At 58.4% G+C, this 8,577-nt stretch carries 8 protein-coding genes, 2 tRNA genes and 1 pseudogene; 6 read left to right on the top strand and 5 right to left on the bottom strand.

The genetic code is table 11. The features are described 5' to 3' along the window. The first annotated feature begins 101 nt into the window (after positions 1–101). Positions 102–177, top strand: a tRNA-Glu gene (locus ACRESJ_RS16100). A gap of 2 nt (positions 178–179) precedes the next feature. Then, positions 180–255 (top strand) — tRNA-Gly (locus ACRESJ_RS16095). A gap of 118 nt (positions 256–373) precedes the next feature. On the opposite strand, the gene ACRESJ_RS16090 is transcribed toward ACRESJ_RS16095, so the two are convergent. The 3 genes from ACRESJ_RS16090 to ACRESJ_RS16080 form a co-directional block, all read right to left on the bottom strand. Further along, positions 374–1,012 (bottom strand): LysE family translocator, encoded by a 639-nt coding sequence (locus ACRESJ_RS16090; protein WP_431758785.1) that lies wholly within the window; start codon positions 1,010–1,012, stop codon positions 374–376. A gap of 1 nt (position 1,013) precedes the next feature. Beyond that, positions 1,014–1,784, bottom strand: a complete 771-nt coding sequence (locus ACRESJ_RS16085; protein WP_431758784.1) for a 2OG-Fe(II) oxygenase — start codon at positions 1,782–1,784, stop codon at positions 1,014–1,016. Between the two features lie 93 nt (positions 1,785–1,877). Next, entirely contained in the window at positions 1,878–2,504 is a 627-nt protein-coding gene (locus tag ACRESJ_RS16080; protein ID WP_431758783.1) for an alanyl-tRNA editing protein, read from the bottom strand. 90 nt (positions 2,505–2,594) lie between these two features. Between ACRESJ_RS16080 and ACRESJ_RS16075 the strand changes: the two genes are divergently transcribed. Further along, positions 2,595–3,593: a LysR family transcriptional regulator gene (locus ACRESJ_RS16075; protein ID WP_431758782.1), complete on the top strand. Its 999-nt coding sequence runs from the start codon at positions 2,595–2,597 to the stop codon at positions 3,591–3,593. A 124-nt stretch (positions 3,594–3,717) separates the two neighbouring features. Here ACRESJ_RS16075 and ACRESJ_RS16070 read toward each other — a convergent pair whose 3' ends face one another. Together ACRESJ_RS16070 and ACRESJ_RS16065 are read right to left on the bottom strand one after the other, a co-directional pair. Beyond that, positions 3,718–4,125: a PA2817 family protein gene (locus tag ACRESJ_RS16070; RefSeq protein WP_008062898.1), complete on the bottom strand. Its 408-nt coding sequence runs from the start codon at positions 4,123–4,125 to the stop codon at positions 3,718–3,720. 94 nt (positions 4,126–4,219) lie between these two features. After that, a complete protein-coding gene (locus tag ACRESJ_RS16065) occupies positions 4,220–6,667 on the bottom strand; it encodes an acyl-CoA dehydrogenase (protein WP_431758781.1) in 2,448 nt (815 codons plus the stop codon). Positions 6,668–7,015: 348 nt separating this feature from the next. On the opposite strand from ACRESJ_RS16065, the gene ACRESJ_RS16060 reads away from it, so the two are divergent. From ACRESJ_RS16060 to ACRESJ_RS16050, 3 genes and pseudogenes are all read left to right on the top strand, one after another. Continuing rightward, the gene (locus ACRESJ_RS16060) at positions 7,016–7,675 is read left to right on the top strand and encodes a transglutaminase-like domain-containing protein (protein WP_431758780.1); all 660 of its coding nucleotides are present in this window, start codon (positions 7,016–7,018) and stop codon (positions 7,673–7,675) included. A gap of 43 nt (positions 7,676–7,718) precedes the next feature. Next, a complete protein-coding gene (locus ACRESJ_RS16055; RefSeq protein WP_431758779.1) occupies positions 7,719–8,342 on the top strand; it encodes a glutathione S-transferase family protein in 624 nt (207 codons plus the stop codon). Between the two features lie 132 nt (positions 8,343–8,474). After that, a pseudogene (locus ACRESJ_RS16050) lies at positions 8,475–8,577 on the top strand (ABC transporter ATP-binding protein); the annotation flags it as partial.

Genomic DNA, 8,577 nt, shown 5'->3' with positions numbered 1-8,577 from the left:
GTTGGTAGAGCACGACCTTGCCAAGGTCGGGGTCGCGAGTTCGAGTCTCGTTTCCCGCTCCATTTTCAACGAAAACGCCGCTTATTGAGCGGCGTTTTTGTGTCCCCTTCGTCTAGTGGCCTAGGACACCGCCCTTTCACGGCGGTAACAGGGGTTCGAGTCCCCTAGGGGACGCCATTGCGGGAATAGCTCAGTTGGTAGAGCACGACCTTGCCAAGGTCGGGGTCGCGAGTTCGAGTCTCGTTTCCCGCTCCATATTTAACAAAGACGCCGCTCATTGAGCGGCGTTTTTGTTTGCGCGTGATTTGTGCTTCAGATAGAAAAAAAGGCCCGCCAGTCTGACTGAGCGGGCCTTTTGCCTATGCGCGGCTTTTTACATCGACAGCATCAAGCGACCCGCAAACAAAATCAGGATCACGCCCATGGTGCGTTCGAACCAGTGGCCCATGCGCATGAACAGCAATCTGACTCTGGTGCTGGAAAAAAACAATGCCACGATTACAAACCACAAAGCGTTCACAAAGCACATCCACACGCCATAAAGCGCCTGAATGTTCAGCGGTGTCGTTGCGCTGATGAGGGTGGTGAAAATTGCCAGAAAAAACAGGGTGGCCTTGGGATTGGTGGCGTTGGTCAAAAATCCCGTGGTGAAGGCCTTCAGCAGTGTTTGTTCGACGACCGGTTCATCAGCCGCTTTATCGCCTTCAAGTACGGATTTGGGTTGGCTGCGCACCAGGCTCACGCCCAGGTAAAGAATGTAGGCGCCACCCACGACCTTGGCCGCCGTCAGCAGCCACGGGATTGTGTGCATCAAGGCGCCGACGCCGAGCAGGGTGTACAGCACGTGCACGGAAATGCCTGCGCCGATGCCCAGCGCCGTGCAGATCCCCACCCACCGGCCGAAACGCACGCTCTGGCGAATCGTTACGGCGAAGTCCGGTCCGGGGGCGACCACGGCGAGAAAGTGGATAGTCGCCAGCGCCAGAAACTCGCCCAGGTAATTTGAAAGCATCTCAACTCCAGAAGGTCAGGGGGGAAGCTGTGCCGCGATAGCCGACAAAAAAAGAAAGGCTCAGGCGTGGGTCAGTCACGCCAGGCGTCACCGAGTGCATGCGGCGCGAATTGAACATGATGAAATCCCCGGGCGCCGGCAGTATCTCCAGGGTTGGAATACCCAATAGTTGCGGGTCGATGCCGTAACTGTCTCCCCGCATTTCGTCGAACTGTTCGGGGGAAATATCGTCATCCCAGATTTGCAGCGCGCCGCCTTCGGTGGGCATGTTCAGGTAAACATTGCAGGCGAACTGCGCTTCAAGGCTTCTGGCCTGGAAGCTGTCAGGGGCGTCCTTGGCGAAAATGTCGTGGTGGGCGAGAAAACACACGCCCGGTTTAACGACGCGTGAGAGCCCGACGTACATCTTGCGGCCATAAAGGTTTTCCAGGTGCGCCCCCGCCGGCCAGGACTCGTCAAGCATGCATCGCAGGGTATCGACCGGGGAGGGGTAGGGCGCGCAGCGATTGCGCAGTTCCGCGATATTGCGGGTCGCGCGCTCGAAATAGTCTTCGATCAGCAAGGGGCGGTTCTCGGCCTCATAAAACGCCATGCCGATGCGGCCGATGCTCGGCGCATTGATATAGCCTTCAAAGCCTGGCGCGAGGATCTTGTCGCCAATCTGGATCGCCAGGGGCGCAGGCAACCAGCCTTTGATTCGGATGGCGAGGACTTCTTCGTTGGCCAGTTTTTTTATGCACGTCTCATCGAGACGCTCGACGTCTAGCATCATGTCTCAGGTCCATCTATCAGAGAGTCGACGAAGCCCGCGGATGCAGGCTCCCCCCCGCGTCGTGCAGCGGCCTTGGCGCCGTTGCCCAAAGGCTCAGTCCACGTGGTAGTGGACCGACAACGTCCCTTTCTTTTGCGAAAGGGATTCGATCGTGACCGTGCCCAAATCCTTCAGGCTCCGTACATGGGTGCCGCCGCAACCGTAGGCGGGCAGTTCGCCGAAACCGATTTCCCGGGCGCCTTCGCGCAGCGCTGTCAGGCGTGGAAGATCGTGGGCGATCCACTGTTCGATGCCCTGCTGCACGATATACATATCCACTTCGTGCGCCGATTGCACCGGTTTGAATTGCACGCGTCCTTCACCAGGCCAGTGATGCGCCTTGATGGGCATCCAGCCCATGGCCTGGACGAAATGGCCGATCAGATGGCCGGCTGAATGCATGCGTGTGTTGAATTGGCGACGCTGCTCGTCGATGCGGATCTGCGTCATCCCTGTCTTCACCGGGCGATCGACGAAATGAATGATTCGGTCCGGGTCCTGAACTACACGCAGTACCCGACTTTCGCCGATCCAGCCGGTGTCACAGGGTTGACCTCCGCCCTGAGGATGAAACAGCGTTGCGCGCAGCACCACGGCGAATTCGCTTTCGTGGGGTGTGCAGTCCAGGACTTCCACATTGGCCTTGAGGTCATCACTATGGAAAAAGAGGCGAAGCGTCATATTCCATGCCCGAATAAATTTTCTATTTTTTATTATATGGAGGCTGGAATAACGTGATAATCCGTTCAAACCTCAAAGGACTGTTGCGTCGTGAGCATAAATCTTCCACTGCCACTGCTGGGTGAAATGGCGATTTTCGTCAAGGTCGTCGAGACCGGCAGCTTCTCCGAGGCGGCTCGCCAGTTAGGCTCTTCGCCCTCAGCGGTCAGCCGCAGCATTTCGCGACTGGAGAAAGCCCTCGCCACACGCCTGCTGCAACGTACGACGCGCAAGTTGCGTTTGAGCGACGGCGGCGAGGAGGTGTTCAAGCGATGCCAGGAGATGGTCAATGCTGCTCGCTCAGTGATGGAAATCAGTGGCCAGTTCACCGATGAACCCGAGGGGGTGGTGCGTATCAGCGTGCCAAAAGCGGTAGGCCGGATCGTGATTCACCCCCATATGCCGGAGTTCTTGCGCCGTTATCCCAAGGTGGATGTGGAACTGTTGCTTGAGGATCGTCAGGTGGATTTGATCGACGATCATGTCGACCTGGCGATTCGCATCACCGATCGGCCGCCTGCGGGGCTGGTGGGGCGGCAGTTGCTGACGATCGACCATTTGCTCTGCGCGACACCGCAGTATCTGGCCGAACACGGAACGCCGACGCACCCCCATGACTTGCTCAACCACAGCTGCATTTACCTGGGTGAAACCCCGAGCGATGCGCGCTGGAAATTCAAGAAAGGCAGCAAGTCGGTCACTGTCGGCGTACGCGGACGATATGCCGCCAATCACACGGGAGTGCGTTTTGGCGCGGTATTGCAGCACATCGGCATTGGCAGCCTGCCGTATTTCACGGCGCGCCGTGCCTTGGAGAAAGGGTTGATGGTGCAAGTGTTGCCGGACTGGACCTTTCTGGCGTCCTACCACGGAGGCGCCTGGTTGCTGCATTCGCCAACCCGCTACCTGCCACCCAAAATACGGGTGATGATTGATTACCTGGTTGAGTGCCTGGCAAAGGAGCCGACGTTGGGCAAGCCAGGCAAGTCGGGCAGTCCAATTTTGGCCGTATCGGAGTATGAGTTACCCGAAAGTGACGGGTTGTTCTGAGGGGGCAATTCGCGGGCAAGCCTTGCTCTCTGTAGGAGCGAGGCTTGCCCGCGAAGGCGTCTTCGACCACAAAAAAAGGCCCGCATGTTCAACCATACGGGCCTTTTGCATTACCGATTCCGGATCAGTGCTTGCTGTCCTGATTCGACAAGGAGAGCAGTTGCTTTTCCTGGTTCCAGTCGAACGGTTCGTCATTCTGTTCAGCTTCGAAGCGACGCTCTTCCAGTGCCTGATACAGGTCGATTTCGTCATCGGGCATGTAGTGCAGGCAGTCCCCGGCGAAGTACCACAGCAAGTCGCGCGGGACCAGGTGGGCGATTTGTGGATAGCGAGTGATGACCTGGCACAGGATGTCCTGGCCCAGGTATTGGCTTTCGATCGGGTCGACCGGCAGCAGTGCAAGCAGTTCGTCGAAGCGCTCCAGGAACAAGGCATGGCTTTCGTCGGGAACCTGCTCGGCCTCACCTACGGCGACCAGGATGCTGCGCAGGTGGTCGAGTAAAACGAGATGATCGGCAACGATGTTGGACACGAGATAAGTCCTCTAGAGCAAAACGGGCGCGGGAGTATAAAGCTCCTGCGCCCTTTTTTACATGGTGGGGATGTGATGGAGATGTTCCGCTGGATCAGCGGACCTTGCCTTCCATCTGCGCCATCTCCTCTTTGTCGAAGTCATCGACATCAATCACCTTGCGCCGCGCCGCCTCGGCCTCACGCAGGGTTTGAGCCTCCACGGCTTGCAGCACACCAGCCTCCAGCGCGGCATCGATCGCATGTTCACCAGCAACCGGTATGACCTGACCGCTCTTGAGCGCCACGTGCAGTTTTTTCTGCAGCGGTTGTGCAGCGTTCAACAGGTTGCAGGCATGTTGCAGGGCGCCCACCGGATCTTCCTTGGAGTGTGGGCGGTAGCAACCGAGCAGGACTTCTTCGAGCGCCGGATCGCCCTCGGCTCGACCGATGATTGCAGCGACTTGTGCGCCCAATCTGTCCGATGGTCCTTTGTGACGACGACCGAACGGGAACACGATGACCCGCAACAGGCACGCCAGCACCCTGTTCGGGAAGTTGTTTAGCAACTCGTCCATGGCCCGTTCCGCCTGGCCAAGGCTTTCCTCCATGGCCCAGGTGAACAGCGGCTCCATGTGCTCGGGCGCATCGAGGTCGTTGTATCGCTTGAGCGCGGCGCTGGCCAAATACATGTTGCTGAGCACATCGCCCAAGCGTGCCGACAGGCGTTCGCGGCGTTTCAGTTCGCCACCCAACAGCATCATGCTGAGGTCGGCGAGCAGCGCGAATGCGGCGGCCTGGCGGTTGAGGGCACGGAAGTAACCCTGGCTGAGCTTGTCCCCCGGCGTGTGTTCCAGATGGCCGAAACCAAGGTTCAACACCAGGGTGCTGGCCGCATTGCCTATGGCAAAACCGATGTGCTTGAGCAACAGGCCGTCGAATTCAGTCAGTGCCTGATCCTTGTCCTCGCGACCGGCGAGGGCCATTTCCTTGAGCACGAAAGGATGGCAGCGAATCGCGCCCTGGCCGAAGATCATCAGGTTTCGAGACAGAATGTTTGCGCCTTCCACAGTGATGAAAATCGGCGCGCCACACCATTTGCGGGCGAGGTAATTGTTGGGGCCTTCAATAATCGCCTTGCCGCCGTGTACATCCATTGCGTGGCTGATGCATTCGCGGCCGCGCTCGGTGAGGTGGTACTTGAGAATCGCCGACAACACCGACGGCTTCTCGCCCAGATCCACGGCATTGGCGGTCAGCATTCGCGCGGCGTCCATCATCCAGGCATTACCGCCGATTCGGGCCATGGACTCCTGAATACCTTCGAATGCCGCGATCGGTACGTTGAACTGTTCGCGAATCTGCGCGTACTGGCCTGTCACCAGACTGGTGAACTTGGCCATGCCGGTGCCGACCGCAGGCAGTGAAATCGAACGCCCGACCGACAGGCAGTTCATCAGCATCATCCAGCCTTTGCCGAGCATTTCCTGGCCGCCGATGAGAAATTCCAGCGGGACGAAAACGTCTTTACCGGCGTTCGGGCCGTTCATGAAGGCAGCGCCCAGTGGCAGGTGACGACGGCCGATTTCCACCCCGGGGATATCGGTTGGAATCAGCGCCAGGCTGATGCCCAAGTCTTCTTTTTCTCCCAGCAGATGGTCCGGGTCGTAAGCCTTGAACGCCAGGCCGAGGAGGGTAGCGACGGGGCCGAGTGTGATGTAGCGCTTTTCCCAGTTCAGGCGCAGGCCGAGGGTTTCCTGGCCTTCCCATTCACCTTTGCAGATCACGCCGGTGTCGGGCATACCGCCAGCGTCGGAGCCGGCCATTGGGCCGGTCAGGGCGAAACACGGGATTTCATCGCCCCGCGCCAGGCGTGGCAGGTAGTGATTGCGTTGTTCGTCGGTGCCGTAATGCAGTAGCAGTTCGGCAGGGCCAAGGGAGTTGGGGACCATCACGGTGGAGGCGAGGTCGCCGCTGTGGCTCGCCAGTTTCATCGCCACTTGCGAGTGCGCATAGGCCGAGAAGCCCTTGCCGCCAAATTCCTTGGGAATGATCAGGGCAAAGAAACCGTTTTCCTTGATGTACGTCCAGGCTTCGAGCGAAAGGTCCATGGTTTGACCCAGCTGGTAGTCACTGACCATCGAACAGAGTATTTCGGTCGGGCCATCGATGAAGGCCTGTTCTTCTTCGCTCAGTTGCGCCTTGGGGTAGGACAGCAGCTTGTTCCAGTCAGGACGGCCGCTGAACAGCTCGCCATCCCACCACACGGTGCCGGCTTCGATCGCATCGCGTTCGGTTTGCGACATGGGCGGCAGGGTTTTCTGGAACCATTTGAACATCGGTGCGCTGAAGAATTTGCGGCGCAGGTCAGGTAGCAATAACGGTGCAGCCGCCGCTGCGAGCAACACCCAGAAAATAAACAGCAGCCAGCCTGGGGCGCGGCTGAAGACGCCCATTGCCACCAGGTAAACAGCCACGATGCCCAAGGCAGGCAGCGGCGCAATGCGACGGTGGGCTAAATAAGCTATCCCGACAACCAGAACCAGTATCCACAACAGCAGCATATTTAATCCTCCGTGAAACCAGGGCCAACCAACCCACAGAGCTTAGACGGCATCCGCAAAACAGCAGGTTTGGTGCAAGGTGATTGAAAACGCGGGAAATCCCGGGTGAGGGTGTCCGGCCCGGTTGGTCGCGGACCTGTGAAATCGTTCAGTGAGCGGGCGGCTAAGCGTCCATATTTGGCCGAAACGTCGTTATCTCTGTGCTCAACCTCTCGATAGACTCGGGGCAAACTGTAGGAGCGAGCTTGCTCGCGAAGAACGCAAGAGCGCCGCGTTTATCCAACAAAGGCGCGGCATCGTTAACCCACCATCGCGAGCAAGCTCGCTCCTACAAAGGAGATTGCACTCATGCACGAGTATCTGAGTCCCGGCCGTTTCATCGATAGTGACCACCCTTCGGTAGTGGAGTTCGCCGAAAAACATCGTGGCGCCAGTCGTGATCCACTTGAGCAGGCGGTCAGCCTCTACTACGCGGTACGCGAGGCGGTGCGCTACAACCCCTACACGTTCAGTCGCGATCCACAGACCTTACGCGGCAGTTTTGCGCTGGCAGCAGGGGAGAGTTATTGCGTGCCCAAGGCCACATTGCTGGCGGGTGCGGCGCGGCATTGCGGGATTCCCGCGCGAATCGGCCTGGCGGATGTGCGCAATCATCTGTCGACGCCGCGCCTTCTCGAATTGCTCAAGAGCGATATGTTCGCCATGCACGGCTACACCGAGTTCTATCTGCAAGATCGCTGGGTCAAGGCAACACCGGCGTTCAACCAGAAACTGTGTGAGTTGTTCAATGTAGCGCCGCTGGAATTCGACGGGATCAATGACAGCGTTTTCCACCCATACAATCGCGATGGCGAGAAGCTGATGGAGTACCTCGTTGATCACGGCCAGTTTGCCGATGTGCCGGAAGCGTTCTTTTTCGAGCATCTGGAAAAGTGCTATCCGCACCTGTTCGGCGATCAACTGTCACCGCTGCTGGGTGACATGCAGAGCGATTTGAGTCGCGTCTGATCCGGCGTATGCTGCCTGCGCATTCATCAATGGAGAGGCGGTCATGCTGAAGATCTGGGGTCGGAAAAATTCATCGAATGTCAGAAAACCGTTGTGGGCCGCCGAGGAGTTGGGGCTGGCCTATGAGGCTATCGATGCAGGCGGTGCCTTTGGGGTCGTCGACACACCCGAATACCGAGCGATGAACCCCAATGGCCGCGTGCCGGTGATTGAAGACGACGGTTTTGTGTTGTGGGAGTCCAACGCCATCGTCCGCTACCTGTTGGCCAAACATGCCACCTATACCCCGTGGTACCCGACGGATGTGCAGGCGCGGGCCATCGCTGACAAGTGGATGGACTGGACCACCTCCAGTTTTGCTGGTCCCTTCCGCACCGTGTTCTGGGGCGTGTTGCGCACCCCGGCAGAGCAACAGGACTGGTCCGCCATCAACGCTGCGATCAAGGAATGCGACGGCTTGCTGGCGATGGCCGATCAAGCGCTGGCGACCAAGCCGTACTTGTCCGGCGATGAGATCGGCATGGGCGATATTCCGCTCGGCAGTTTTATTTATGCCTGGTTCGAGATGCCGATCGAGCGCGCAGCGCAGCCCCATCTGGAGGCCTGGTACGCGCGGCTGAAACAGCGTGCGGCGTATCGCAAGGCCGTCATGACCGCGTTGACTTAATACTCACTATCGACACACTTGACTGTACTTGTGTGGCGGCGACAAGCACCATTGCGCTCATGCGCCGCGGTTGCGTTGCTCGCCGCTCGCCCTTAATCATTCCTTTTATCCCTTCTTGGTGCGTAATCCGATATGAGTTCCGCTCTGTCCATCCGGCAGCTAACCAAAACCTACGGCAACGGTTTCCAGGCCTTGAGTGGTATCGATCTGGATGTCGCCGAAGGTGACTTCTTCG

Source organism: Pseudomonas sp. (assembly GCF_050739655.1).
Lineage (GTDB): Bacteria > Pseudomonadota > Gammaproteobacteria > Pseudomonadales > Pseudomonadaceae > Aquipseudomonas.
This window is presented reverse-complemented; position numbering and strand designations above follow the sequence as displayed.

What these genes read in the sequence shown, in the direction of transcription:
- ACRESJ_RS16090 (WP_431758785.1), bottom strand. Translation starts at nt 1,012, where the DNA reads ATGCTTTCAAATTACCTGGGCGAGTTTCTGGCGCTGGCGACTATCCAC.
- ACRESJ_RS16085 (WP_431758784.1), bottom strand. Translation starts at nt 1,784, where the DNA reads ATGATGCTAGACGTCGAGCGTCTCGATGAGACGTGCATAAAAAAACTG.
- ACRESJ_RS16080 (WP_431758783.1), bottom strand. Translation starts at nt 2,504, where the DNA reads ATGACGCTTCGCCTCTTTTTCCATAGTGATGACCTCAAGGCCAATGTG.
- ACRESJ_RS16065 (WP_431758781.1), bottom strand. Translation starts at nt 6,667, where the DNA reads ATGCTGCTGTTGTGGATACTGGTTCTGGTTGTCGGGATAGCTTATTTA.
- ACRESJ_RS16060 (WP_431758780.1), top strand. Translation starts at nt 7,016, where the DNA reads ATGCACGAGTATCTGAGTCCCGGCCGTTTCATCGATAGTGACCACCCT.
- ACRESJ_RS16055 (WP_431758779.1), top strand. Translation starts at nt 7,719, where the DNA reads ATGCTGAAGATCTGGGGTCGGAAAAATTCATCGAATGTCAGAAAACCG.